We start from the raw sequence: 25,500 nt of genomic DNA on the forward strand, positions 1-25,500 counted from the left end.
TTTAGCTTTTTTGAGCCAATCGACCGACTTGTAGACGGATTTTATCTTTTTTTGTACGGCCTTCTGTCATAATTATTTTCAAACGACCGCTCCCTCTTATCGATAAAATATCCCCTTCTTGTAATTCAAAAGCAACAGCATCACGCTCTGTCCAATTAACACGCACTTTTTTACCAGTAATTAAAGCTTGTGCTTTTTGACGAGACACTTTCAAAACGGTTGCAATAATAACATCTAATCGCATGGAGGTAACCGTGTGAGATTCCTCCAGCCATTCATCTTCATTAATAAGGAGAGGCTCCTGTTCTTTAAGGGATTCAACATGTACCTTTACTTTACCAATGCCTGTTAAATGTAAACGGACATATTCTGCCACTTCTTTTGCAACGACAAATTGGATTTGATGCTCACTCACGCGAATATCACCGAATTTACTACGATTTAACCCTAATGATAACAAGGCTCCTAAAACATCTGGATGGCGTAATTGTACAAATTTAACGGGATACTGAAGTGTAAAAGCTGTCAGTTGAAAGTCTTTATCTGTAGGCTCATAGTAGGCTGGATAAATGAGCATACGTTGTCTCTCCGCCTCATTAAATAACCCCGCACATAATGTATTCATTGAGTCATCCTGTCCAATAATAGATGTCACTATAAAGCGCTGTCTTGGATCAAGAAAATCAGTCAGCTTAGGTGCATAGCGATCCTCTACCTCCCGCTGCCAGCTTATTACCTGTTCAATAAAAGGTTGCTCATCTTTCCGAAAATGCTGAATCAAGTGCTCCATCTCGTTGTCTCCTCTTTCATCGTTCCTATTTGCCTCATGGATTGGATAAACATAGTATTCCCAATCATTGGTACTTTGACATCATGGCATTAAAATTTTTTCGAGTTCACTCGAATAGACACTTTAAAATTCGCGACGTCTGCTTTTCTTCTTTTCAATATAAATAAAAAACCCCCACTAAAACGTGAGGATTTTATATTTATACGAACATAAGAAATAATTTCTGAATGACTATCACAAGTCCTCTTTCAATAAAATTCAGCATAAAGATTGCCACAATTGGTGAAATATCAATCATACCAAGCGGTGGGATAAACTTTCGGAATATCCCCAAATAAGGCTCACACACTTTTTCAAGCATTCGTCCAATGGCTGAATTTTGAGCGGCAGGCACCCAAGACATTAAGATATATGCAATTAGCATAAATGAATAAATCCTAAATGCTAATGATACATAACCAAGTATTATAAAAAAAGTCATATAAACTACAATCCTCGCTATTAATTATCGTCTAAAATAAAGTTTGTAATTTCACCAGTCACTTCTACATTGTCTGGAGTGCAAAGGAAAATATCTTTTCCGATACGTTGTATATCCCCTGCAAGGGCATAAACTGTGCCACTTAAAAAATCAATAATGCGTTTACCTTGCTCTCGCTCAATACGTTGTAAATTGACGATAGCTGCACGTTTATTTTTTAAATGTTCCGCGATATCTTGTGCTTCTGCATAGACTCTAGGCTCTATTAAGACAACTTTTGCTCCTTTGGAACTCATCGCAGCTTGTAAGCTGACAATATTATTAGGCGTAGCTGTACTTTGCGGCACAATTTCATGGATCGATGCCTTACGTTCTTTAATTGTTTTTTTAGGCTTTACTGAATGAATCGGTTGCTGTTGTTGTACAGGTTGTTGCTGCTGAATAGGAGCTTGCGTGATTTCTTCTTCTAGTTCTTCTTCGAGGTAAAAGAAGTTTTTAATTTTATTTTTCATGCTCATCCTGTTCCCCTCTTTCATTTCCAACAAGAGCCGTTCCGACTCGAACAAAAGTAGCCCCTTCCTCTACCGCAATTTCAAAGTCATTAGACATGCCCATTGATAACTCGGTACAAGGTGCGTGTGCGAATCCTTGCTCGGCTATTTGCTGTTGACATTGTTTTAATTGCTTAAATACAGAACGAATAAGTGTTTCGTCTTCTGTGTTTGGTGCCATTGTCATTAAACCGACAACTTCGACTTTTGTAAAACCTTTCAATGATTCTACAAAAGGTAAAACTGCTTCCATGCTTAAACCATGTTTTGATTCTTCCCCTGAAACATTTACTTGTATAAAACATTTTACAGGCTTTACTGCTCTTTTTTCAATTTCTTCTGCCAAACTCAAACGATCTAATGAATGTAAATAATCAATGCTGTTAATCACTTGTTTTACTTTACGTGTTTGTAGGGACCCGATATAATGCCAATTGACATGGGCTTGAATAGCAGATAGTTTACGATTTAAACCTTCAGGTCGGTTTTCTCCTAAATGAGTCAATCCAGCTTCGATTGCTTCTTGGGTTCTTTCTACAGAAACCTCTTTCGTCACAGCTATTATTTGAACATTATTGGCTTCACGATTGACTCTTGTTTCTGCTGCTGCTATTAAATCATTTAGTTTGTTTAAATTTGCTAAAATTTTTGTCACTGTTTTTCCCAACTTTACAACATTAGTTTCTCTTATTGTAACAAGCAATGCTTGATTTATCAATGAATAGCCTGACCTATGTCAGCCTTTTAGGAAAGTGCCTTTACCAAAATGACATCCTTGCCAACGACAAGCACATCTTTCATATACACTTTTCTTACAGATTCTTCTCCTTTAAAAAAACCAAGATATTTTCGGGGCTCGGCAATTAAAAATGCTGTTACATAGCCCGTTTCTTTCGATACCTCTGCATCTACCACAAATCCTATAAATCGCCCATTTCCTGCTTCAATTACTTCTTTTTGTTGTAATAATGAGAACCGCAATGAAAAACCTCCTCTATCCATTACTCTTTCATCTAAATTATTTTTCTCTATCATCAAACTTTGCTGTCTCTTTATATTTATGTATCAATCGTTCATTGAATGAAGATAAAATGCGCACCGAATAATTCGATGCGCATTTTTTTATTTGTAATCTTTTTGCATTGTTTCAATTGCATTTTTTTCAAGACGTGAAATTTGTGCTTGTGAAATGCCTAATTCCTTAGCAATCTCAGTTTGTGTTTCACCATAATAAAAACGTTTTGCCACGATCATTTGCTGACGTTCATCTAGTTTTTGCAAGCTTTCCTTTACCGACACATAGGCAACCCATTGATCTTCTGATACATCATCATCACGTAATTGGTCCATCATATAGACAGCGTCCCCTCCATCTGAATATATGGGCTCTTGTAATGACATTGGGTCTTGAATTGCATCTAAAGCAAATAAAACATCTTCTTTTTTCATCTCGATCATGTCAGCAATTTCTTCAATCGTTGGTTCGCGCAAATTTTCGGTTATCCACTGTTCTTTTGCTTGCATTGCCTTATACGCAATATCTCTTAAAGAACGAGATACTCGTAATGCATGATGATCACGCAGATGGCGACGAATTTCACCAATGATCATTGGGACAGCATATGTTGAAAATCTCACATTATGCTTTAAATCAAAATGATCAATGGCTTTCATGAGGCCAATACAGCCTACTTGAAATAAATCATCTGCCTGTTCACCTCTATAGGCAAATCTACCAACAATACTTAGCACTAACCTTAAATTGCACATGACAAGCTCTTCTCTGATTTCAGTTTCACCAGCTTGTAAACGAATGAAGAGTTCCTTCATTTCCTCGTGCTTTAAAATTGGCAAAGTCGATGTATCTAAGCCGCAAAGATCTACTTTTGTTCGCATATTCGATTCCTCCGGATGTTATTCTCTGACTAAACCGTGACATCAGTTTGTCCGAGAGAAACAAGAATATGCACAAAAGCTATGACCAATTTTAGGTAGGTTAATTTTCCCTTTCTAAGAAATTGGCTGATTTAAATTTTCACGTAAATCCTGAATAATTTTCTTTTCTAAGCGGGAAATATATGATTGTGATATCCCTAAATGATCTGCCACTTCTTTTTGCGTCATTTCTACTTTCCCATTGAGACCAAAACGGCATTCCATAATATATCGTTCACGTGCACCTAATAAATTAATGGCATGGAACATATGCTGACGTTCAATTTTTTTCTCTACATTATCAAGAATAATGTGCTCTTCTGTACCTAAAATATCTGATAGTAATAATTCATTTCCATCTGCATCAGAGTTTAATGGTTCGTCTAATGACACTTCACCCTTCATACGACTAGTTTTTCGTAAGTGCATTAAAATTTCATTTTCAATGCATCGTGATGCGTAAGTTGCAAGCTTAATATTTTTATCTGTATTGAACGTTTCAATCGCCTTTATTAACCCGATAGAACCAATGCTGATTAAATCTTCGATTGGCGTCCCCGTATTGTCAAAACGTCTAGCAATATAAACAACAAGACGTAAATTACGTTCAATTAGTGTGTCTCTAGCACGTAAATCACCTTTCATAAAGGATGCAATGACTGTAACTTCTTCTTCTCGACTTAGTGGCACTGGCAATGAATCATTTCCCCCTATATAGTACGTTTCACGACTACGAAACTTACTCCAAAATTTTTTCAAGCTAGCAAGTAGCCTAAGAAGCAATAGTTCTCCCCCTCTATGAGTTATTTGAAAGCGCTGAAAAATGTAAAATTGCTGCTGTGCTATGTGGAAAATTTTTAGCCTTTTTTGTTAAAACGATATATTCATTCGATTTCACCTGCGAAGGCTCCCCCTTTATAAGCCATTCATCAAAGCGAAAACCTAATACAACAGTTTGTTGCTGTACAGTATTGATATGAATAAATCGTATATAACGCTGATAATCTTCTGAAAACATAGATACATTGTACGGATCTGTTTCTTGCCATTCTATTAATGATTTGCGGAAATCCGCAGGTAAATGTGGACTTAAAGCTGTATATGAGACGAAATGAACGGGCTTACCTGAAAGCGGCTCAATTGCTTGGTTACCTGTATCCACAAATGCTGAAAGTGGTATTATTGCACCAAAAATTTTTAAAGTTGTGTCAAATACAAATTGTCCACTTAAACGCTCTAGCTTCACAAATCCCCATTGCTTATAGAATGCAACGAGATTTAAAACTGCGAGTACAAAACAAATCATTATAAAATGGGTGGCAGAAAGATTTTTTAAAAAAGGTTGTAGTGCTGTTAACAATCCGCCGATAACGATCGTTGCTGTTAAAACGATCGGTCCTTGCTTCTGGAAGCTCCGAATCCTAAAGCGAAAAGCTATACCTATAAGTAATATAAAACTAAGAACCGTTGTCCACAGCATTTGACCGCCAATTACAGCTACTAAACTACTACAAAACGAACTCATTAATAATCTTGAATTCTTGACTAGAACCCCTGTTACTCTTGCTGTAAACGTGAGTATCGCTAGATTAAAAAGCGTATTAATGAGCACCAGCCATTCTCCATACATAACAGCCGCCTCCTACTTACAAAGTTAGCATGTTACTCCCACAAATATTGTCAAACAATCGCATCATTTCCTTAAAATGTTTTGACAAAATACATGGTTTCCTTACACAAATGAACATCTCGACAACAAATTTAAAAAGCTCGTATTTTACATATGTAAAATACGAGCTTTTTAGAAGTTGTTTGATTTCAATTAACCACGATTTTTGCGATTACGTAAAAATGCTGGGACTTCAAGCATGTCATCCTGTGCATACTGTTGCTGATTTTGACGTGGCTGCTCTTGTTGAACATGCATTTCTTGTCGTTGTTCACGAATTGGTGCTTGTTGTTGTGGAGCAGATTGTCTATTTATATTGAGTGATGGTTTTACTGTATGACGTTGTTGTTGTAAAGCTTCTTCCGTAAAACCTGTTGCGATAACTGTCACAATGATTTCATCTTTTAGGTTTTCATTAATGACAGAACCGAAAATCATATTTACTTCTTCATCAGATGCAGAAGCTACGATATCTGCTGCTTCTTGTACTTCAAATAAGCTAAGATTAGAGCCACCTGTAATATTCATAAGAACGCCTTTAGCACCATCGATAGACGATTCTAGTAAAGGACTCGAAATGGCTTTCTTTGCTGCTTCTGAAGCACGGTTTTCACCAGTAGCAATACCGATACCCATTAATGCTGAGCCTTTGTTTGACATAATTGTTTTCACGTCTGCAAAGTCTAAGTTAATAAGACCAGGTGTTGCGATTAAATCAGAAATACCTTGGACACCTTGACGAAGTACGTTATCTGCTTCTCTGAAAGCTTCTAGCATTGGTGTTGATTTATCGACAATTTGTAATAACTTGTCGTTCGGGATAACAATTAGCGTATCCACGGCTTCTTTCATACCACCAATTCCGCCGATAGCCTGTGTTTGACGTTTACGTCCTTCAAACGTAAATGGACGTGTCACAACACCTACTGTTAGTGCTCCTAACTCACGAGCAATTTGTGCAATTACTGGCGCTGCACCAGTACCAGTGCCTCCACCCATACCGGCAGTGACGAATACCATGTCTGCGCCACGTAGAACCTCTTCTAATTGCTCACGGCTCTCTTCAGCCGCTTTTTTTCCTACTTCTGGATTAGCACCTGCCCCTAATCCACGCGTCAGTTTAGCACCAATTTGAAGCCTAACCTCTGCCTTTGATAAATTCAATGCTTGTGAATCTGTGTTAACTGCGATAAAGTCAACACCTTGTACACCATGTTCTATCATTCGATTGACAGCGTTGTTACCGCCGCCACCAACACCTATGACCTTTATTACTGCAAGTTCATCTACATTTGTATCAAATTCTAACATCTCTTTTTCCTCCCACGGTAACTCGACTCTGTATCAATCATTACGCATTCTAGTTAATCAAAAAACTTATCAAATAATTTTTTTGCTCTCCCGATTACGCTTTCTTTTGGTTCTGAAGGTGCAGAATACTCTTGCTTTTTAGGCATAGCTGCTTGAGCTCCTACAGCTGCATATTCAACAGGTTGCGTATTCGTACTTTTACCGTAAAAATCATCTTCTAAATAGGCGTAACGAATAAGTCCAACCGCTGTTGCAAATGAAGGCTCTCTAACGCCAATATAATCGGGTGTATAAATTCTTACACGCGTTTGTAGAATTTGACGTGCTAACTGGGCGATACCTTCAAGTTTAGCAACACCACCAGTTAAAACAACGCCGCCAGGTAAATCTCTAACACCTAGACGTGCTAACTCGTCAATCACTAATTCTAGTAATTCTTCTAGGCGAGCGCCAATAATTTCTGAGATATAGCGTTGGCTATATTGATCAGTAGAATCTGTTCCTACAATTGGTACTTCAAAGATTTCATCGTCAGATGCATCATCATAAAAGGCATGTCCAAATTGGTGTTTGATATTTTCAGCTTGTTCTGTTGGTGTCTTTAAAACGATGGAAATATCTTTCGTTATATGATCACCACCAACTGGTAGGACGCCTGTATGCGTTAACAATCCCTCTTCAAATACCGCGATTGTAGTAGAGCCGCCTCCTATGTCTACAAAGGCAGTTCCTTGGTTTTTTTCATCTTCAGTTAATGCAAAGTAGCCTGATGCTAATGGTTGCAAATATATTTCTCGTATACTTAAACCTGCACGCTCAACACAGCGAAGAACATTGTGTAAAAGCGTTTTGGATGTCGTTATCATTGTTGCATCCATTTCTAGACGGATGCCAATCATACCACGAGGATCTTTAATTTCATCAAGGTTGTCCACAATAAACTGTCTTGGAATGATGTTAACTAATTCACGTTCAGGAGGTATTGACATGACTTGTGCAGATTCTACCACTCTGTCTAAATCATCATCTGTAATTTCTCTGTTTTCACTATTTACAGCGACAACACCTTTAACTAGCTGTAACATCGTTTGGTTAGCAGGAACGCCTAGAACGACTTCTTGAATTTGATACCCTGTCATTCGTTCGGCTTGTTCTACTGCTTTTCGAATAGATTGAACTGTTGCATCGATGTCAACAATTGCTCCTTTTCGAACCCCATTCGATTTTACATTTCCGACGCCAATTACATGTAATTGTCCGTCACTCATTTCACCTATTAATACCTTGATAGAGGAGGATCCAATATCAAGTGAAATGTATAAATCTTGCTGATTCAATTCGCTGCACCTCCTTGAAAAATGCTCTTATTTTCATTCTATTGTAAATTTGGCATAATGTCTAAGCAAATCGAGTATTTTGGTCAATTTTTCTCTTAATCTATGGAAGTTTTTTCTTTCTTGTGACGTTTCTCATCCAAGCGAGTTAGTAATATACGCCTAATTATTGCAATATTTTGGAATAAACGTACTCCGAAAGCGAAAATAGCTGCTAAATACAAATCTATCCCTAAATTCACACCTATAAACGCTAACCCTGCTGCGAGAACTATATTAAAAAAGAATCCTGATACAAAAACTTTATCGTCGTACACTTGCTGTAATTGAGCACGGATACCACCAAATAATGTATCTAAAGCTGCTAAAACTGCTATTGACAGATAATTTTCATACATAGAGGGGATTTGTATATTTGTTAACAAGCCAAGGGCAAGTCCAAATATCAAACCTAAAAATGGTAGCCACATAAATTAATCTCCTTTTTTTACCTCTGCTAAGTAATCATTTGTCAATGGCTGATCAAATGCTGGAATTTGTAATTGATCTATTGGCTCTTCAATTACTAAATTATAATTATCTAAATAAAATGAATCTATAAACGTCGAGGCTTGAAGCGAATTATACATTTTTTGAGCTGCTTTATAGTCGCTTGTCCCAACATATATATCAAATTTAGGTGACAACAATGGTACACTATTCACCGTTGTCTTCCCATTAATGTCCCGAATGGCCGTTGTTTGAACAACACGATTGCCATCTATTGAAACACTGGTTGCATCGTTTTTAAACAGCGTATTTAATAATTGAGTTAATAAATCGGGCGATATTTCTTTAATTTCATAGCCCATCTCTATTAATTCAGGTGCTGGTTCAATCCGAAGTATGACACCAGGCCCTATCACTTCTGTTAGTCCAGCCTGTTGCTTTAAACGATTTAATGTTTCATGTAAAGCTGCTTGCTGATTTACTTTTTCAGATTGCTCATAGCGATCCACTACTTCATGAAGTGAGCGAATTTCTGCCAGTAATGCGGAATGCCTTTGCTTTTCTTGTGCTAATTCCTCTCTTATTGCCCAAATATCTCGTGTATCTCGCTCTGCTGGTTTTTGTATGGTATTGTATTGTACCGCTATCATCAAACCGATAATAAATAGCACGATCGTTATTCGGGTGTACATATTTCTTCGCAAAATAGCCCCTCCTAGACGTATCGTATGCCCCTCAGTAGTCAATGTAAAACTTCCCTAGAGGCTGAAATTAGACTTTAAACATGAACTAGGACTTGTCCTTAACTTTCTACTTTTACTCTTGGCATTGTAAGTTTCTGATGTTCTTCTAAAGACACCACAATATTGTCATTTAATAATTGATCAACGACACCGCCATTTAAATTTAAAGAAGCCATTAAAGTATCGGAATCTCCTACAGCTTCTATTACAAAAGGAGCGGGATGCTGTGTACCATCAATAGTTATTACTGGACCATTACATCTGATATAGGAATTGGCCAAGACACGTTGCCCATTAATAGCAATTGCTTGAGCACCCGAAATTTTCAATTCATTCAACAATTTAAAAACATGGCTTTCATGAACGATATAATCATTCGGATTCAAAGATTTTGGATCATAATCACCATCTTGGAGAGTAATCCGTATTCCTTTTCCATCACTCTTCAACTCACCAAGTAAGAGCCGTAAATCCTCCGCTTGTTCAACAAGCTTCTTATAGTCTTTCTCATCAGAAGCAAATGATTTCTCATACTTCCGAATTTGTTCCTGTAGGCTATTTAACTCTTCCGTTAGCTCTTTATTGCGTTCTTGCTGAGTGATCAATTCCTCACGATAAGAATCTTCTTGCTCATAAAGCTCTGAATTAATTGTACCTGCTTCGCGGTTATCTTTTGCCTGATTATATGAATAGCCGATGATAAACCCTGTTGTCACACAAACAATCAATAGTTCAAATTGTTTTCTAGAAAAAAAACTCCCTTTGCTATTCTTCTTGTTGTTCATCTTCTGTCACTTCCTGGTCAACCATTTCCCCATCTTCATTAGCTTCCATGTCGATGCTTATTTTGTTGTACTCCTCGTTAAAAGGACGATAATAGGAACCGACCTCTAAATCAATTACACCTTTTTCTAAATTTGCAATTTGTGCAACAATGGAGGGGTAATAATTTAACTTATCTGCAAGCGTCTGAATAATAGCTCGTACCTCATAGCCATCATTCATATAAAGCTTTACCGCGTTCGGATTTGTATCATTACTATTCGTGTTAACCTGAGAAATTAAAGCTAATACTTCTGGTTTTAATTGTGCTAACTGTGCAACTAGTTTTTTAATTGTTTTTTCACCAGTAATTCCAATAAAAACAGGGGCATCAATTGGAGTATCATTCCCTTTTTGCTCAAAACGTTCACCATTTTCAAGCAACGGATAATAGGTGCCGTCCCCAGCCAAATACGCAACTTTTTTCCATTCCTTCACATCTATCGTTACGCCTCGAAGCCAGTTACGTTTAACATGTGCTTCTTTTACCCATTTATCCTTTAACAGAAGATTCTCCACGTCTTCTATTTTGAACCCCCACATTGATTTACCTAGCGCAAGGGTACTTGTCTCCACATAATGTTCATTATCTACCAGCTTCGCACCATTGACTGTTATTTTATTGATGTTACTGTAAGGAGATTGAAAATAAAGGAGTACCGCTAACACAATAAAGAAAAGTAATATTAGCACGATAAATTTACGATTTGTACGCTTTTTTCGTCGCTTTTTTAGCGTAGGTATACGATCTTCTATATCAATTACTTTCTCCAAAAAGTACTCCTCCTTTATATTTATTTCGCCAATTGATAAATAATACCTATTATTAACCACATTGTGACTAAAGATGTTCCTCCATAGCTAATAAAAGGCAATGTAACACCGGTTACAGGTACTAAACCTATTACTACAGCTATATTAAGAAACGCTTGCACCATCAGCATTGTGACTAGCCCTATAATCGCATAATAGGATGTTCGATTTTTAGCCTGTACAGCAAATCGATAGCCCGCATAAATTGTCAGTACGAATAGTGCTAAAATAAAGAGACCACCAATCAAGCCGACTTCTTCCAAAATAATAGCGTAAATAAAGTCATTTTGTGGCTCAGGCAAATATAGAAACTTTTGCCGACTTTGTCCAAAACCATGACCAAAAATTCCGGCAGGACCAATCGCCATTAGTGATTGCACTGCTTGGAACCCACTTACCAAGGGATCAGCCCATGGATCGAGGAATGCTTCTATTCGCTTTAGTCGATATGGTGCAGTTGCAATTAACCCTACTAGTCCCGCTATACCAACCAACATAATCATGGCATATAGCTTTAACGGGTACCCAGCGACAAAAAACAATAAAAATACAGCCACAACAAGAATAAATACTGAACCGAAGTCAGGCTGCAACATAATCAAAGCAACAGGGATTAATAGGATTAAAGCATGGCGCCAATTAACAACGGGCGTCCCTGTTTTATGCTGCGCTAAAATATGACTCAGGTAAACAATGACAGTTATTTTCGTTAGCTCCGCTGGCTGGATTGTCAATGGACCAACCCCTATCCAGCTTTGCGAACCATTTCGAACTAGCCCAATACCAGGTATTAACACTAGAACAAGTAAAATTAACGAAAATATATAGGCCATTTTCCAAAAGGACTGCTCTCTCAAAATATTTAATCGAATTGTGATTAAAAATACAATTATGGCTACCACAAAGTATACGCTTTGCTTCATATAAAACGGCATTTTTCCACTATAATGAATGGCACTCCAATAAGTCCCCGCAGAATAGACGAAAATAATGCCGATTACTGATAGCATCAAAGTTGTGACGAGCAATAAGTAACTTTCTTTCCCTCTCAGTAATGCCATCCTTCCAAGTCAAGTATATTCTAAAATAGTTACAGGCTCATTACAGCTTCATTACAGCATCAATAAAAACATCTCCGCGTATTTCAAAGCTGTCATATTGATCCCAGCTTGCACATGCTGGAGATAATAAAATAATATCTCCCTCTGCTGACATCGGTGCTGCATAGTGTACAGCGTCCTCCACATTTTGAGCGATAACTGTTTGTTGGACACCACATGATTTTGCAAATTCAACAAAACGTAGTCCAGTTTCTCCGAATGCGACGACGCCTTTCACATGATTCATACTTGATCGAAGCTCCTCAAAAGAGTGTCCTCGATCTAAACCACCTGCTAGCAAAATAACCGGCGCTTGGAATGCGTCTAAAGCACTTTTTGTTGCTAAACAGTTTGTAGCTTTGGAGTCATTATAAATCTTCCGACCATTCCATTCGCGTACGAATTGAGTACGGTGTCTCACTCCGCCAAATGTTGCTAAAACCTCTTCCATCTTCCCTTTGTCACAGCCAACTAAAATACAGGCTGCCACTGCTGCTAGGATGTTCTCTAAATTATGCTTACCAGGCAGCGCGATATTCGCCCGGTCCATATAAGGTTCCCCTTGCCAATATATCGTTGTCTCATCTGCACTGATTCCGTTGACAGTACGTCCATTTGAACTGAATGGAATTTTTTGCGCATTTGATTGCGCTGCATATCCAACTACAATTGGTTGATCAGCATTATAAATAAAGTAATCACTTTCATCTTGATTACGCGTCACAGCAAACTTCGCTTCAGCATAATTATCAAATGTTCCATGATAGTCAAGATGGGCATCATAAAGGTTTGTTAGAATAGAAATTTTAGGCTTAAATGTTTTAGTCCCCATCAATTGGAACGATGACAGCTCCGTTACAATAATGTCATCTTCATTAGCTTCTTTAGCGACGCCACAAGCAACTGTACCAATATTTCCTGCAATCAAAGGATTTTTACTTCCGTTGTTCAACATATCGAAGATTAAAGTAGTCGTCGTTGTTTTACCATTCGAGCCTGTAATACCTATAAATGGTGCATCACTTATTAAATAAGCAAGTTCAATCTCCGTCCACACAGGAATATCGCGATGTAGAGCATCCGCTACAATGCGATTACTATAAGGAATGCCTGGGTTTTTAACGACTAATTCAAAACCTTCATCCAGTAAATCCTCAGGATGGCGGCCACAAATCACGGTAATCCCCCTTTGTAATAGTCCCTGAGCATCAGGGCTTTCATCAAATGGTTTGGAATCATTGACTGTGACAAAGGCGCCGAGCTCATGTAAAATTTCTGCAGCTGCCACACCACTTTTTGCTAGGCCTAACACAAGTACTTTTTTATGTTGTAAATCTGTATAGTTTTTCATTAAAACGCCTCCGATAAGACTGCAATCAATGCTACTGCTAGGGCAGTTGACCAGAAGACAAGCACTACTTTCCACTCTGACCAACCTGATAATTCAAAATGGTGATGGATTGGACTCATCTTAAAAATACGCTTTTTACGCAGTTTAAAGCTTCCTACCTGTAAAATAACGGATAATGTTTCGATGACAAATACCAAGCCAACTAGTAATAGTAAAAACTCTTCTTTTACTAATACCGATACCATGGCTAACGCCCCACCTAATGCTAATGAACCCGTATCACCCATAAATACTTTTGCTGGATTCGCATTAAATAATAAAAACCCTAATAATGCTCCTGTAACAGCAAAGGCAAATAAAGCAATATCAGCTTGGCTTTGGAAAAGTGCAATAACACCAAATGCCGCAAAAGCAATCGATGCAGTTCCTGCCACTAGTCCATCTAAACCATCTGTTAAATTCACCGCATTGGAGAAACCTACTAACCAAAAAATTAAAAAGGCAACATAGAAGACACCAAGATCAACTGTCCAATTTGTAAATGGAATAGCAAGTGTTGTATCAAACGATCCAACATGCAGTAGAAAATATGCAAGGATGGCGATAACAATTTGACCAATTAATTTTTGAAGAGAGGTTAACCCTAAATTCCTTTTAAATACAACCTTCAAACCATCATCCAGTAAACCTATTAAGCCAAATCCTGCTAATACTAGTAAAAGTACTACGGTCTGTGTCGTTAATAAATCTAAAAAGCTTCCTACACCAACAGTTGTTAGGACGATAGAAATTAAGAAAATTATACCGCCCATTGTTGGTGTACCAGCTTTTTTCATATGTGATTTTGGTCCCTCTTCACGAATACTTTGCCCAAACTTTAGGCGTCGAAGAAGTGGAATACTAATTGGTGCCAGGATAACTGTTACTATAAAAGCAAGAGCTAAAATGGTAAGTGTTGTTGCGAGTTTCATTGAAAAATCTCCTTTAAATCTTGTTTCACTTTCTTCGTTAGGAAAAAAGCATAAACTTTCATTTATTTATTACTACCCTTCATAATAATAGTGGTTCTTTCCCATTTTTTAAAGGTAAAGTTATTTCAGTTCTCCAAATATAAATGAATGGTACCATCTTGTTTGATAACACTATCCACTTCAGGTAACTGGTTACCAATTTTAGTCCCTTCTCCATGCCATTCTATACGGAATGGATAAAACTGCTTGGCAATATCATCCTTTGTTTGCCCGATAAAATTCGGTACCTTCACAGTAATTGGATCCCCATAACGATAATCCTTTTCGAGCTGTTCCTTCGATTTTTCAATACCTATAAACGGTGCAACATCCTCAATAATTTGCCCAACAATAGGTGCTGCTACAACGCCACCAAACTGCGTCGTCTTTTTAGGGTTGTCGACTGCTACATAGACGACAATTTGCGGATTGTCGGCTGGCGCAAAGCCAATAAATGATACGATATATTCTCCACTTTTGTAACGGCCGTTTTCAACCTTTTGTGCTGTTCCTGTTTTACCGCCAATTCGTAAACCATCCCGGAAGGCTTGTCGACCTGAACCATTCGCTACAACAGACTCCAATGCGCCCCGAACCTTTGCAGAAGTCTCCTCACGAATTACCTGATTTTTGACAACAGGTTTAGTTTCCTGTATGACTTCGCCTGTATTAGGATTAAATACTTTTTTCACAACATAAGGCGTATAAAGCTTGCCTCCATTTATTGCTGCTGCTACCGCTTGAACTTGCTGAATTGGAGTTACCGCTACCCCTTGCCCAAATGAGGTTGTTGCCTGTTCAACAGGTCCGAAGGCTTCCTTAGAAAATAATATTCCTGAAGCTTCACCAGCAATATTGGAACCAGTCTTTTGACCAAAGCCAAAATCTTTAATATATTGCAATAGTCGCTCATTACCTAACCGCTGCCCTAATTCAATAAAGCCTGGGTTACAGGAATTCTCCACAACTTCTAAAAAGGTTTCATGTCCATGCCCTTCACGCTTCCAACAACGAAGTCTTGCTCCAGCAACCATCGTATACCCTGGATCATAAAAAGTATCATGCTCTAAATCCACTAAATTTTCTTCCAATGCAGCGCTAAGGGTTATAATTTTAAAAGTAGAACCAGGCTCATATGTCATCCACACTGGTAAATTTCGATTATAAATCGCAGGCTCGACTAATTGATATTCAGCCGGATTAAAGGTTGGATAGGAGGCTAACGCTAAGATTTCTCCATTATTTGGATTCATAGCAATAGCCAATGCTTGGTCCGCTTCATAGCGCTCCATAGCCTGTGACAATTCACGTTCAACGACCTGTTGGACATCGACATCGATCGTTAGCTCAATAGTTGCCCCATCCTCGCCAGCCTTCCAAGCACTCGCGACATTCGGTAAATTATTGCCCTTTGCATCGGTAAATAGGCGAATTGCAGATGAATTAGCCTGCAAAAACTTATCATATTCATATTCGATACCAGCTAAGCCTTGTGCATCATACCCTGTAAAACCTAAAAATCGAGATAAAAGTGTCCCATATGGATAGTCTCTTGAGTAGTCGACACCACTATATAATCCTTCAATTTGTAAGCCTTGTAATTCCACTGCTTTTTCATAGGGGATATTTTTCCCCTCAGGCGCTAGCTTTACTAAATAGGCTTTTTTCTTCATCTTCTCTAAAAGTTTCTCTTTGTCCACTTCTAGAACTTGCGCAATTTTTTCAGCTGCCCCTTCAATATCTTTACTCTGGGAAGGCATAAAATATAATGTTGGTGCTAGCTTATTGGTTACAATACTCTCACCATCTCGATCAGTAATATGCCCTCGTTCATTAGCAAATGGGATTTCTCGGTCCCAGTTCTCTTCTGCCTTCGTTGTCAGTTCCTTTTGATCCAACACTTGCAAAAAGAAAAGCCTAATCACTATCGCCACTGCCGCACACATAAACAACACATATAAAATACGTAAACGCTTTTTAGAATGGATAGAAATCCACTTCATTCGACATCACACCTTGTTTTTTACAACGTATGAAATAAAGTGGACTTCTATTCAGTATTATTCATCTTCTACTTGTTCAATTTCACCCTCAGAAGCTGCCTCTACATCTTGTACAAAGCTTTCAGCAGGTGTTTTGAGCTTAACAACAATCGGTGAATTATCCGTTATAGTAGTCCCTGGAGACACACTTTGACTCGCTACAAAGCCTTCACCGAAAATCTCCATCTCTACCCCTGTCATAGATTTGAAAACAAGTAAATTTCTCAATGACCAATTCGTAAAGTCTGGCAATATGATATCTCCATCCGTCTTCAAAAATACATAACTACCTTTAACTAGTTGTTTTGTATCTTTCGGATATTGATCTATGATTTTACCTCCGCTTCCAACAATAACAGGCTGTAATCCATCATTCCCTAGTTCTACCTCAATCGCCTCAGCACTTTGACCTGTATAATCCTTAATATCTACCTTATCCACATACTGTACATCACCTGGATTAATATTAAGGTGCTTTAAGCTATTTAACATAACAGGATTAAACACTTTAGATACTGGGACTGATCCAAGCTCATTATTTAACTTAGGTTTTTTCACTGAGACATACATGATGAGCTGAGGATCATCGACAGGAGCCATTCCTAAAAATGAATATAGGAATTGGTTAGCACCCCAAGCATACGTACCATCTGCTCTCGGAATTTGTGCTGTCCCTGTCTTCCCTGCAACCTCATAATCCTCTAGAATAAAATCCTTCGCAGTACCAAATTCTGATGTCAGTGTAGAGGCAAGGATTTCTCGTACTTGTTTAGCTGTATCTGCTTTGATTGGTTGTCCTTTTTCAACAGGTTCATGGTTTTGAATAACCTTCCCTGTTGATGAATCAACAATACGGTCAATCACATAAGGCTGCATCATCTTGCCATCATTCGCAATAGCAGTCATGGCTTGGATCATTTGGATAGGTGTTACAGTTGACCCTTGCCCATATGTTGTCGTTACTCGTTGAATTGGATATTTTGATAATATTGTACCTGCCGCTTCATTCGGTAAATCAATTCCGGTTTTGTGGCCAAAACCAAAGCGGTCTAAATATTCCACAAAGACATCATCGCCAATCAATTTTAATAAATGTGCCATGGCCGTATTCGAAGAGCGTTGGAATCCCTGTAAATAGCTAATTTGTCCCCATCCAACCTGATTATGATCTCGAATTGTTCGGTCATGTACTGTATAAGAGCCTGATTGGTATTCTGCATTCGGAGCCCATGTATTTGTATCAATAGCCGAAGCAAGTGTGAATGTTTTCATCGTTGAACCAGGCTCAATTGTTTCTTCAATTACCTCGTTCAGCCATTTCATATTTTGACTATCACGTGTTTCTGGGTTAAATGTAGGACGCTGGGACATCGCTAATATTTTCCCAGTCTTCGGATCTGCTACAACAGCCGTCATGGACTCAGGATTATATTCCTGTTCAACCTTTGTCATTGCTTCTTCTAAAAAGCTTTGGATGGTTTTATCGAGCGTTAAATAAATGTCGTCCCCATCTTTAGCAGGTGTCACCATCTTCTCGCTGTTCGGTAATAAATAACTGAAAGCATCTGTTTCGTATTTCATTTTACCGTTAACACCTGTCAGTTCTTTGTCATACGTATATTCTAGGCCCATTTCGCCTTTTGTAGTAACAGTTCCATCCGCATTATCCTTTTTCAGTGCATAGCCAATTAAATGGGAGGCAAAGACACCATTTGGATAATAACGTTTTAAATCACTAACAAATAGAATTCCTGGTAATTTTTCTTCCTTTATTTTACTCATAACCTCGTGACTAATACCGCGTCCAGAACTCCCAAATTCCACTTGATATAATGGTTCACCATCGCTTCTATAACGGTTATTTAGTTTTTTCAGAACTTCATCTTCTTTTCCTTGCATTGCCGGAATATACTTCGCTAAAACTTGAGCCGTTTTTTCAGCATCTACAACATGCCTAGGTTTTTTTGGATCTGTTGTAGCAGCTTCACTCACGACTGCAACTAGACGATAGCTTAACGTATCTTCTGCAATCACTTGACCGTTTTGGTCATAAATTTTTCCTCGGTTTGCTGTGATAACACTTTCCTTACCATACTTAGCAGCTGCTCTTGCTGCAAGCTCCTGTCCTTCTACTTGCCCTGTCGCCTGAATGTTCACCATTCTTGTGAATAATAGAAAAAAGAGCCCTCCATAAAAAATCATTAATAGAAAGGCTCCCCATTGGAATCGAAATCTCTTTTTTTTCATTCTCCCGGCACTACCTTTACATTTTTCTCATTTTGAGTTAAACCGAGTTCTTTCGCTTTTTTCCATATGTTATCGTATGTAGAAAGTTCACTTACACGAACCGTTAAGTCAACATTCTGTTTTGCAATCTCATCTGCTTCTGATTCGATCTTTTGAATGTCCATGCTTGTCGTTTGAATAGCTGCTTGTTTATTTAATACTAGGACTCCTAATACAGCAATAATGCTAACTAAAACAATTAGCATTGTTTTCTCAAACTTCTGGTTCGTTTTTTTACGACGTATGATAGTGGGTTGTGGACTAGGTGGTGTTATCGGTTGTTGCACTTGTTGATGTTGGTGCTGTTGCCTTACACGTACGGCTGCCATTTACTCACGCCCTTTGTCGTTAATTTTCTCCACCACTCTAAGCTTTGCTGAACGAGCCCGATTATTCACTTCTAATTCTTCATCTGATGGAAGAATTGGCTTTCGTGAAATAAGCTTTAAAGTTGGCTTCATGTCATCTGGAATTACTGGTAAATTTGGTGGTAATTCCGGTAATGATGACGCTTCCTTAAAGATTGTCTTGCATAGGCGGTCCTCCAATGAATGGAACGTAATGACACTAATGCGTCCACCTACGTTTATCATATCAATCGCATCGACTAATGAATCCTCTGCCGCGCCTAACTCGTCATTGACAGCAATTCTTATTGCTTGGAAAATGCGCTTTGCTGGATGCCCACCTTTTCGGCGTGCCGCTGCTGGAATACCCTCTTTAATAAGCTCTACAAGTTGTCCAGTTGTTTCAATTGGTGCTGACTTACGCGCCTCTTCAATTTTACGAGCAACTTGCTTTGAAAACTTTTCTTCTCCATAACGGAAAAAAATACGTACTAAATCTTCATATGCCCATTGATTGACAACTTCAAAAGCTGTAAGTGTTGCCGTTTGATCCATGCGCATATCAAGTGGTGCATCATGGTGATAGCTAAAGCCTCGTTCAGGTGTATCTAACTGAGGTGAAGATACGCCTAAGTCATATAAAATACCATCCACTTGTTCAAAACCATGAGCTAATAATTCTTCTTTTAAATACCGGAAATTCGAATGTATAAACGTGACGCGCTCAATATAAGGCGCTAATCGAATTTTCGCATTTTCGATAGCCGTCATATCTTGATCGAAACAAATTAAACGGCCTTTATCAGATAATTGTTGAACTAAATATTCACTATGGCCTGCACCACCTAACGTACAGTCCACATATACACCATCAGGATCGATGTTCAACCCATCAACAGTTTCTTTTAATAACACGGTTGTATGATCGAACATACCACTCGCTCCTTTCAGGCCTTAACCTCATGTCATCTTTGAATGGACATGCTTATCAAAAGTTAAAAATCAAAGCCAATCATATTTTCTGCAATTTCATTAAAAGATTGTTCGGACTCGCTGAAGTAAGCTTCCCATGCATCTTTAGCCCAAATCTCAATTCGATTTGAAACCCCCAACACTACACATTCCTTTACAAGATGTGCATGTTGCATAAGAGTAGCTGGAATATTAATTCGCCCCTGCTTGTCTATTTCTACCTCTGTTGCGCCAGAAAAGAAAAACCTTGCAAATGCACGTGTATCCTTTTTGGTCATCGGTAAATCTTTTAACTTTTCTTCGAGTTTTCGCCATTCATTCATAGGATAGCCAAATAGACAGTTATCGAGACCTCTTGTGACAACAAACGCTTCGCCTAAAGCTTCACGAAATTTTGCCGGCACGATTAATCGCCCTTTCGCATCAACGGAGTGTTGATATTCTCCCATGAACATACTACTCACCCCACTTTATTAAATAATGTACCACATCCCCCCACTTTCCTCCACTTTTTTTAAAAAAAACTTGACATTTTATCTCTTAATGTGCAATTAGACCTTGATGGAAATTTTTGATATATGCTAAATGACACAAAGAAAGAGCTATCCTTAGGAGGATAGCTCTCTAAATACTATTTTTATAGACAAAATTCATCAAATCAATATTGTATCAAAAAATCATCTAGGTATAAAGAACCTGGCAGATAGGTTTATAAATAAAGTAAATAGTGGTGTTTGCCAATACTATAGTTTTGCTTTAACATTTCAGCAATCAACATAGGTCCAAACTCATTAAAATATTGATATGGATTATAAGTTCTTTCCTGGAAACCTTCGTTTGGATACAACTCATTTTGTAGCGTCGTAAATTTGCGGATAGTAGTTTCATGCTTGTCGAGTACAGTTTGCTCAATTTTTTGCTGCAGGTAGTCAAATTGTTTTGCATGATTTTCTTGATTTTTCACAAGGATTTTATCTAAAGTTAAATGCTGTTCCTCTAAATACGATGCAAGCTCACTGTACTTTTCTGCTAACAACTGCTCCATAGCCTGAATTTGGCGTTTAGCCTCACTATCCTGCACATCATCAATAAAACGCTCTTTCATTTCTAAAGCTTTGCCATTCCAAACATCCGTAACAGTCAATTGATGTTCACACAATAATTGCTCTACATGACGCGTCACAATCGTCATATGAAGGCGCGGGGCAAAAATAGGCATTTGTAGGTCTAGTACAGAAAATGCACTTTTTAATGTTGCCCAATAAGCTAATTCACCAGGGCCACCGACGAATGCCAGTACAGGGAACGTCATTTCCTGCATTAATGGACGGGACACCACGTTATTACTCAAGCGCTCTGGATATTTCTTGGCAATCTCTAGTAGCTCTTCACGAGTAAACTTAAGGTTTGCCGCTAAATTAATAAATAGATCATTTTTTCTTTCCAAAAGATGACGTTCTCCGTCCTCTACATAGAATAGATTAGCTGCATCTCTTGTCGCTAAAATAGGTTTACCGTAGCCCGTTTGCTCTAACAGCTCTTCCTTTTCTGTTACAACTCTAGCAATTTCTTCGCTATGCTGAATGATGTGTGCAAAATTGTCACTTTCATATTGACGGAAATTATAATCCGCTGCATCAATGAACAGTAACCCTTCATCTTTAAATAATTGGTTCATTAACCGCGCAAAGAAATCAGTAAATGTCTCACTTTCGTTTAGCACATCTACTAATTGTTTAATAAGGGCCTCTGTATACTCGGTTTCCCCAATGTCTCTAATAATGGTATTGATAAATTGTGTCATCGACTCTTTATTGAGCATTGTTGCCGATGCCATTGTTTTGCGTCTAGAGCGCTCACTGTATGCTCGTTTTTTTAATAACTCTCCATGCACCGTATAAGTATGATTAATTTCTTCCAAATCATGATCTTCTCCAGCTATCCAAAAAACAGGTACGACAGATTTTTGAAGCTTCGCACTTTGTTCTTTTGCTAACACAATGACTGAAATCGCTTTATGAACGGAGTAAAGAGGGCCAGTTAAGATACCTGCTTGTTGGCCACCGATTATGACCATAGCTCCTTGTTCTAGTTGTTGTAAATGTTCATTCGCTTTTTGTGATAACCCTAGTGGCTCCATAAATTGACGGATGATGGCTGTCAGCTCTTTTTGATCTCTGGCATGTTGTGCTAAATGCTTCGCTCTTTCCTCAAAAGCCTGATCATTAAAATCGTATTCAAAAAACTGATGAATGGCAGTATTTGGCGACCAGTAATCGGCTAGCACATTATTTTTTATAGGTACTTGGATAGACTCCAGTTTCATTTAATATAAGCTCCTCTACTCACTCAATCATTATTTTACTTATAACGAGAAATTGATTCCTCACATATTATGCACTTGAGGCTGTAAATGTTTTTAGCCCATATTGCATTTCCCCCACCATGAACATAGCACTGTGCAATATTACTGAACTATTCTTTTAGCACTAGGCTTTATGACATTTAATCAGTTTCCCATCCATAAAGAATGATTTTTTATATCTACTTTATAATGCTATTATTTTAACCCTTATAGCTCCAACATGAAAAGAAAATGCTTAGGCAACCTGTAAATAGTCTACAAGGGACTGAATGACACCGATTATACAGATCACAACATACGCGGTGCTCAGTAATAAAAATAAAAAACGCCAAATTTTCTTTAATAACGGCTTCACTTCTATTTCTTTTTTGGTCCGCCATTCAATATATGTAAAAATCATAGCCATCATTATTGCAAGGATGACTAAAAGTCCCCCTACATTTACTTGCCACAGTACTCCAATGCCTAAGGGGACTGAAAAGAACAAGCAGAAGGTTGTCACATCAGACGCCGCACCAAATGCATGGGTACCACGTATTTTAACTTTCCGGCTAATTAGATAGACTATAATAAAAAGAACAATTGGGCAAAAAATAACGATACTAACAATAATATGTAAAAGGTCTTTCAACTTTGTTCACCGCTCTCCTCTATCGCAAGTACTTGGAGATATAAAGTACGCAAAGTAGGCAAATGATGACCATTTGTTAAAGCCTTATCCAAAATGGCACCAACAATTGTTTCAATCTCACTTTTTCTTCCCTGCATACGATCTGCAAGCATGGAAGATGTATTTTCGGCTGTTTGCCTACATAAGTCTACCACATCTCCAAAAGATATAGTGCGCTCAATATCTTCGAACGCAATCGTTAACTCCTGATAAATATTCTTCAAAAGGGCATACACTCGTGTATTAGTCACTAGTTCCCCGTTCTTTATTTGTAATACATAAGTTAATGGATTGATTAAGCTATTAAATATTGCTTTTTCAAATAGCATCTTCTCTGCATTATCGGCCATTTCAACAGGAAACAATGGATTTTGTAATTGTAATAACTTTAGAAAAACAGGTTGTTTCCCTCGTTCGATAGCTATTTTACAAGGACCAATCCCTCTATGTTGAACAGTTGTTTGATTCCGCAATTGTGCACCAAAAGAAACGGAGCAAAACGCGATATTTTTTTGAGGTAAACTTCGTGCCTCCTCAAAATGAGCCAAGCCATTTTGCATAAAGAGCAAAGGTATTTCATTTGATAGTGACGCTAATTGGTCATAGAGATTTTGTAAATGAACATATTTAACAGCAATCACAATTAAATCTTGAGGTGGTAATGCAGTTAAATTTGTTGTAGAAGCAATTTTTTGTACAGTTTTAGTTCCATCAATATTCATTCGCGTTAATTGATTGGTAGTTAGCTCTTCTACCTGCTTCTGTTTTCTTGTCACTAACGATACTGACATTCCCGACTCTGCTAAAAAGCTTGCTGTTAATTGACCAACCGCTCCAGCACCAATAACTGCTACCTTCATCATTTCATTTTACACCCTTTCCTCTCCACATTATGAAGCTATAAGAATAAGGTGCCTCAGAATAAATTCTAAGGCACCCCTAAGTAGGTTCTTCTATTATACAAGATTGGCTGTTTATTGACGATATACAGAAAGGGTTTTATCTCTAGGAAAGATAAATATTGTATGCTCTTCATAGTTACTGAAGTTTAATCTTTCATTAACGAATAACCTTGCTGCAGCCACTTCACTAATTTCTCATGTTCATTTTGCAACTCACGATGTCTCATTTCAAGGGTTTGATAAGCATCTGTTAATTCGTCAAAACTTGTCAATGCCAATTTCAAGTGACTTCGCATAGATTGTTGGGGTTGATTTCGTACAGCTAATAATGACTGACTATATTGACCACGTAATGTTTTATTCCAACGGAAGCCACACGCCTGCTTTGTACGGCCCAGTTCCATAGCCGCCATTTCAAAAGCCTCCAACTGCGTTTTGCCATTTTGCACATTATGCAAGACAATTTCTGCTAGTCTTTCATCGTCTTCCTTTGTCCATTGATCTTTTCTTTTTTTCAATTCCATAATCTATCACCCTCGCATTTTTTACTACTATATGCAGTAGCGAGCAAAATAGAATCATTGCATGAAAAAAGACAGTGATTATGTTTTTCTTTCATCACTGCCTTTATACATCACTTATTATTCTTCTTTGTTAAGAAATTATTAACAGCCAGATGATGCGCTTCACTTTCCCACAATTTTGCACACGTACGAACTTCCTCCATCACCCGCTCATACATATTTCGTTCTCGCCATTTACGAAGCTCGATTTCCTTATAAGCTTTATGAACAGAAGGATGAATTTTTCGCATATGTTCAATAAAATCATTTAACGCCTCATCCTTTGAGCCTTCAAAAACTCGCATTGCCCATCCAATTTCATATAGCAACTGCGCAGGATACGGCTTCGCATCCAAAAGCATTTTTAATGCACGGTCATGACGTAAACCTCGTTCAAAAAGATATGTACCACCACCCCAACCACTCGTAATGGCTAAGGTTCCTTGAATAAAACCACATTTCGCATGGTTTGCCACTAAACGAAAATCACAAGCTGTGGCAATCTCACAACCTCCACCAACTGCGGTACCATTTATAAGCGCTATAGTGGGTACCGGGAGTGTCGCAAGGTCATATAATATTTTCCCCATCTTACTTAACATACCAAATGCCTCATCCTCCGTCTCCAGCGAATGAAACTCAGATAAATCCCCTCCAGAGCAAAATGATTTATCTCCAGCACCTGTCACTACTAAAAAACGCACATCCTCATGTTTTCGAATATACGTAATGACTTCCTGAAGACCATTCATAACCTCATCATTGACAGCATTACGCTTCTCTTCTCGATTAATCGTAAAAGTCATAACACCATCATGATTGTCGATTGTATAACTCACATTATTACCCCCTTTGTCTCCATGAATAAATTGTATCATACAATTATTTCACTATTATATTAAATTTCGCAATCAACGCAATATTCTGTTTTTAAGCCATCAAAAAAAGGCTAGT

27 protein-coding genes are annotated in these 25,500 nt (G+C 38.0%); all 27 read right to left on the bottom strand.

Annotation, left to right across the window (positions count from 1 at the left end; genetic code table 11):
* Position 1: 1 nt before the first annotated feature.
* A complete protein-coding gene (locus C9J29_RS01725; protein ID WP_008173850.1) occupies positions 2 to 790 on the bottom strand; it encodes a YlmH family RNA-binding protein in 789 nt (262 codons plus the stop codon).
* Positions 791 to 989: 199 nt separating this feature from the next.
* Positions 990 to 1,271 (bottom strand): YggT family protein, encoded by a 282-nt coding sequence (locus C9J29_RS01730; protein ID WP_008173852.1) that lies wholly within the window; start codon positions 1,269 to 1,271, stop codon positions 990 to 992.
* Between the two features lie 20 nt (positions 1,272 to 1,291).
* Positions 1,292 to 1,789 carry a cell division protein SepF gene (locus C9J29_RS01735; RefSeq protein WP_031418927.1) on the bottom strand — a complete coding sequence of 166 codons (498 nt, stop codon included), beginning with the start codon at positions 1,787 to 1,789 and terminating at the stop codon, positions 1,292 to 1,294.
* Entirely contained in the window at positions 1,773 to 2,477 is a 705-nt protein-coding gene (locus C9J29_RS01740) for a YggS family pyridoxal phosphate-dependent enzyme (RefSeq protein WP_164908764.1), read from the bottom strand. Before C9J29_RS01740 ends, C9J29_RS01735 begins: the two co-directional genes overlap by 17 nt.
* Before the next feature lie 89 nt (positions 2,478 to 2,566).
* Positions 2,567 to 2,803 (bottom strand): PRC-barrel domain-containing protein, encoded by a 237-nt coding sequence (locus tag C9J29_RS01745; RefSeq protein WP_025113853.1) that lies wholly within the window; start codon positions 2,801 to 2,803, stop codon positions 2,567 to 2,569.
* A gap of 141 nt (positions 2,804 to 2,944) precedes the next feature.
* The gene (sigG, locus tag C9J29_RS01750; protein WP_025113852.1) at positions 2,945 to 3,718 is read right to left on the bottom strand and encodes an RNA polymerase sporulation sigma factor SigG; all 774 of its coding nucleotides are present in this window, start codon (positions 3,716 to 3,718) and stop codon (positions 2,945 to 2,947) included.
* Between the two features lie 114 nt (positions 3,719 to 3,832).
* Positions 3,833 to 4,540, bottom strand: a complete 708-nt coding sequence (gene sigE, locus C9J29_RS01755; protein WP_025113851.1) for an RNA polymerase sporulation sigma factor SigE — start codon at positions 4,538 to 4,540, stop codon at positions 3,833 to 3,835.
* Positions 4,541 to 4,553: 13 nt separating this feature from the next.
* Positions 4,554 to 5,387 (bottom strand): sigma-E processing peptidase SpoIIGA, encoded by an 834-nt coding sequence (locus tag C9J29_RS01760; RefSeq protein ID WP_089985278.1) that lies wholly within the window; start codon positions 5,385 to 5,387, stop codon positions 4,554 to 4,556.
* A 192-nt stretch (positions 5,388 to 5,579) separates the two neighbouring features.
* On the bottom strand, positions 5,580 to 6,737 hold the full coding sequence (gene ftsZ, locus C9J29_RS01765) for a cell division protein FtsZ (protein WP_008173868.1): 1,158 nt from the start codon (positions 6,735 to 6,737) through the stop codon (positions 5,580 to 5,582).
* Between the two features lie 53 nt (positions 6,738 to 6,790).
* A complete protein-coding gene (gene ftsA / locus C9J29_RS01770) occupies positions 6,791 to 8,074 on the bottom strand; it encodes a cell division protein FtsA (RefSeq protein ID WP_008173870.1) in 1,284 nt (427 codons plus the stop codon).
* 95 nt (positions 8,075 to 8,169) lie between these two features.
* Positions 8,170 to 8,541 (bottom strand): small basic family protein, encoded by a 372-nt coding sequence (locus C9J29_RS01775; protein ID WP_008173872.1) that lies wholly within the window; start codon positions 8,539 to 8,541, stop codon positions 8,170 to 8,172.
* A 3-nt stretch (positions 8,542 to 8,544) separates the two neighbouring features.
* Positions 8,545 to 9,264: a DUF881 domain-containing protein gene (locus tag C9J29_RS01780; RefSeq protein WP_090001944.1), complete on the bottom strand. Its 720-nt coding sequence runs from the start codon at positions 9,262 to 9,264 to the stop codon at positions 8,545 to 8,547.
* Between the two features lie 98 nt (positions 9,265 to 9,362).
* Positions 9,363 to 10,088 (bottom strand): DUF881 domain-containing protein, encoded by a 726-nt coding sequence (locus C9J29_RS01785; protein ID WP_008173876.1) that lies wholly within the window; start codon positions 10,086 to 10,088, stop codon positions 9,363 to 9,365.
* Positions 10,069 to 10,899 carry a cell division protein FtsQ/DivIB gene (locus C9J29_RS01790; protein ID WP_008173878.1) on the bottom strand — a complete coding sequence of 277 codons (831 nt, stop codon included), beginning with the start codon at positions 10,897 to 10,899 and terminating at the stop codon, positions 10,069 to 10,071. The genes C9J29_RS01785 and C9J29_RS01790 overlap by 20 nt, the downstream gene beginning before the upstream one ends.
* 20 nt (positions 10,900 to 10,919) lie before the next feature.
* Positions 10,920 to 11,999 carry a putative lipid II flippase FtsW gene (gene ftsW / locus C9J29_RS01795; protein ID WP_008173880.1) on the bottom strand — a complete coding sequence of 360 codons (1,080 nt, stop codon included), beginning with the start codon at positions 11,997 to 11,999 and terminating at the stop codon, positions 10,920 to 10,922.
* Between the two features lie 40 nt (positions 12,000 to 12,039).
* Positions 12,040 to 13,389 (bottom strand): UDP-N-acetylmuramoyl-L-alanine--D-glutamate ligase, encoded by a 1,350-nt coding sequence (gene murD, locus C9J29_RS01800; protein WP_008173881.1) that lies wholly within the window; start codon positions 13,387 to 13,389, stop codon positions 12,040 to 12,042.
* Positions 13,389 to 14,360: a phospho-N-acetylmuramoyl-pentapeptide-transferase gene (gene mraY / locus C9J29_RS01805; protein WP_036123778.1), complete on the bottom strand. Its 972-nt coding sequence runs from the start codon at positions 14,358 to 14,360 to the stop codon at positions 13,389 to 13,391. The genes murD and mraY overlap by 1 nt, the downstream gene beginning before the upstream one ends.
* A gap of 125 nt (positions 14,361 to 14,485) precedes the next feature.
* A complete protein-coding gene (locus C9J29_RS01810; RefSeq protein ID WP_008173886.1) occupies positions 14,486 to 16,402 on the bottom strand; it encodes a stage V sporulation protein D in 1,917 nt (638 codons plus the stop codon).
* Positions 16,403 to 16,459: 57 nt separating this feature from the next.
* Positions 16,460 to 18,688, bottom strand: coding sequence for a penicillin-binding protein (locus tag C9J29_RS01815; RefSeq protein ID WP_090001946.1), 2,229 nt, complete (start codon positions 18,686 to 18,688; stop codon positions 16,460 to 16,462).
* Positions 18,685 to 19,056: a cell division protein FtsL gene (gene ftsL2, locus C9J29_RS01820; RefSeq protein WP_008173890.1), complete on the bottom strand. Its 372-nt coding sequence runs from the start codon at positions 19,054 to 19,056 to the stop codon at positions 18,685 to 18,687. The genes C9J29_RS01815 and ftsL2 overlap by 4 nt, the downstream gene beginning before the upstream one ends.
* Positions 19,057 to 20,007 carry a 16S rRNA (cytosine(1402)-N(4))-methyltransferase RsmH gene (rsmH, locus tag C9J29_RS01825; RefSeq protein ID WP_036123772.1) on the bottom strand — a complete coding sequence of 317 codons (951 nt, stop codon included), beginning with the start codon at positions 20,005 to 20,007 and terminating at the stop codon, positions 19,057 to 19,059.
* Between the two features lie 62 nt (positions 20,008 to 20,069).
* A complete protein-coding gene (gene mraZ, locus C9J29_RS01830) occupies positions 20,070 to 20,501 on the bottom strand; it encodes a division/cell wall cluster transcriptional repressor MraZ (RefSeq protein ID WP_008173894.1) in 432 nt (143 codons plus the stop codon).
* Between the two features lie 254 nt (positions 20,502 to 20,755).
* Positions 20,756 to 22,372, bottom strand: coding sequence for a bacillithiol biosynthesis cysteine-adding enzyme BshC (gene bshC, locus C9J29_RS01835; protein WP_089985273.1), 1,617 nt, complete (start codon positions 22,370 to 22,372; stop codon positions 20,756 to 20,758).
* A 274-nt stretch (positions 22,373 to 22,646) separates the two neighbouring features.
* Positions 22,647 to 23,042, bottom strand: coding sequence for a DUF3397 domain-containing protein (locus C9J29_RS01840; protein WP_008173897.1), 396 nt, complete (start codon positions 23,040 to 23,042; stop codon positions 22,647 to 22,649).
* Entirely contained in the window at positions 23,039 to 23,944 is a 906-nt protein-coding gene (locus C9J29_RS01845) for a ketopantoate reductase family protein (RefSeq protein ID WP_008173899.1), read from the bottom strand. The genes C9J29_RS01840 and C9J29_RS01845 overlap by 4 nt, the downstream gene beginning before the upstream one ends.
* A gap of 185 nt (positions 23,945 to 24,129) precedes the next feature.
* Positions 24,130 to 24,507, bottom strand: coding sequence for a transcriptional regulator (locus C9J29_RS01850; RefSeq protein ID WP_008173900.1), 378 nt, complete (start codon positions 24,505 to 24,507; stop codon positions 24,130 to 24,132).
* 110 nt (positions 24,508 to 24,617) lie between these two features.
* Positions 24,618 to 25,385 carry an enoyl-CoA hydratase/isomerase family protein gene (locus C9J29_RS01855; protein WP_107921525.1) on the bottom strand — a complete coding sequence of 256 codons (768 nt, stop codon included), beginning with the start codon at positions 25,383 to 25,385 and terminating at the stop codon, positions 24,618 to 24,620.
* Positions 25,386 to 25,500 lie beyond the last annotated feature (115 nt).

The organism is Lysinibacillus fusiformis, assembly GCF_003049525.1.
Classification (GTDB): Bacteria; Bacillota; Bacilli; order Bacillales_A; family Planococcaceae; genus Lysinibacillus; species Lysinibacillus fusiformis.

Bases quoted from the DNA above. Each gene is read 5' to 3' on its own strand.
- C9J29_RS01785 (WP_008173876.1), bottom strand. From the start codon at position 10,088: ATGAACAACAAGAAGAATAGCAAAGGGAGTTTTTTTTCTAGAAAACAA.
- C9J29_RS01850 (WP_008173900.1), bottom strand. From the start codon at position 24,507: ATGGAATTGAAAAAAAGAAAAGATCAATGGACAAAGGAAGACGATGAA.
- ftsL2 (WP_008173890.1), bottom strand. From the start codon at position 19,056: ATGGCAGCCGTACGTGTAAGGCAACAGCACCAACATCAACAAGTGCAA.
- C9J29_RS01730 (WP_008173852.1), bottom strand. From the start codon at position 1,271: ATGACTTTTTTTATAATACTTGGTTATGTATCATTAGCATTTAGGATT.
- ftsW (WP_008173880.1), bottom strand. From the start codon at position 11,999: ATGGCATTACTGAGAGGGAAAGAAAGTTACTTATTGCTCGTCACAACT.
- C9J29_RS01815 (WP_090001946.1), bottom strand. From the start codon at position 18,688: ATGAAAAAAAAGAGATTTCGATTCCAATGGGGAGCCTTTCTATTAATG.
- C9J29_RS01735 (WP_031418927.1), bottom strand. From the start codon at position 1,789: ATGAGCATGAAAAATAAAATTAAAAACTTCTTTTACCTCGAAGAAGAA.
- sigG (WP_025113852.1), bottom strand. From the start codon at position 3,718: ATGCGAACAAAAGTAGATCTTTGCGGCTTAGATACATCGACTTTGCCA.
- murD (WP_008173881.1), bottom strand. From the start codon at position 13,389: ATGAAAAACTATACAGATTTACAACATAAAAAAGTACTTGTGTTAGGC.
- C9J29_RS01845 (WP_008173899.1), bottom strand. From the start codon at position 23,944: ATGATGAAGGTAGCAGTTATTGGTGCTGGAGCGGTTGGTCAATTAACA.
- C9J29_RS01760 (WP_089985278.1), bottom strand. From the start codon at position 5,387: ATGTATGGAGAATGGCTGGTGCTCATTAATACGCTTTTTAATCTAGCG.
- rsmH (WP_036123772.1), bottom strand. From the start codon at position 20,007: ATGTTCGATCATACAACCGTGTTATTAAAAGAAACTGTTGATGGGTTG.
- C9J29_RS01725 (WP_008173850.1), bottom strand. From the start codon at position 790: ATGGAGCACTTGATTCAGCATTTTCGGAAAGATGAGCAACCTTTTATT.
- ftsZ (WP_008173868.1), bottom strand. From the start codon at position 6,737: ATGTTAGAATTTGATACAAATGTAGATGAACTTGCAGTAATAAAGGTC.
- mraY (WP_036123778.1), bottom strand. From the start codon at position 14,360: ATGAAACTCGCAACAACACTTACCATTTTAGCTCTTGCTTTTATAGTA.
- C9J29_RS01810 (WP_008173886.1), bottom strand. From the start codon at position 16,402: ATGAAGTGGATTTCTATCCATTCTAAAAAGCGTTTACGTATTTTATAT.
- mraZ (WP_008173894.1), bottom strand. From the start codon at position 20,501: ATGTTCATGGGAGAATATCAACACTCCGTTGATGCGAAAGGGCGATTA.
- C9J29_RS01775 (WP_008173872.1), bottom strand. From the start codon at position 8,541: ATGTGGCTACCATTTTTAGGTTTGATATTTGGACTTGCCCTTGGCTTG.
- bshC (WP_089985273.1), bottom strand. From the start codon at position 22,372: ATGAAACTGGAGTCTATCCAAGTACCTATAAAAAATAATGTGCTAGCC.